This window comes from Bartonella vinsonii subsp. berkhoffii ATCC 51672, from assembly GCF_902825225.1.
GTDB lineage: Bacteria > Pseudomonadota > Alphaproteobacteria > Rhizobiales > Rhizobiaceae > Bartonella > Bartonella berkhoffii.
Genome location: NZ_CADEAK010000170.1, coordinates 1 through 443, shown reverse-complemented (window position 1 = coordinate 443; position 443 = coordinate 1). Strand labels below are relative to the sequence as shown.

Sequence of the window (443 nt, the reverse complement as noted above, 5' to 3'; positions counted from 1 at the left end):
CCAGCTCTCTATCTTTGCCAGTGTGTTGGTCAATTGAGTGAGCCGACACGTATTATTGGGGTTTCACGCTCTTCACTGAATAGTGAAGACTATCAAAATTTTGTTCGCGCTTCTCTAGAAAATCATGTTCATCCAAAAGATCTCAATCAGATTGAACTGAACCGTTTTCTTTCGCATTTATCCTACGTTTCTGTTGATATTACATCAGGTCGGGGATGGCGTGATCTTGCTCTAGTGCTGTCAAAAAATCCAGCTGATGTTCGGGCTTTTTATTTAGCGGTTGGTTCGCATCTTTTTGATGAGATCGCGCTGAGATAAGGCCACACTGGGTTGGTAACGCCAAAAACCCGGGTTATTATTGAAAACCCTATTGGCAGTGATGTAAGAACAGCAATTGCACTCATTGTTAAATTTGCAAGAGTGTTTAATGAAGATCAAATCTT

1 pseudogene is annotated in these 443 nt (G+C 41.1%); it reads left to right on the top strand.

Going from position 1 to position 443, the window contains the following annotated elements:
• Positions 1-443 (top strand): annotated as a pseudogene (locus J7R10_RS08780) (glucose-6-phosphate dehydrogenase); the annotation flags it as partial.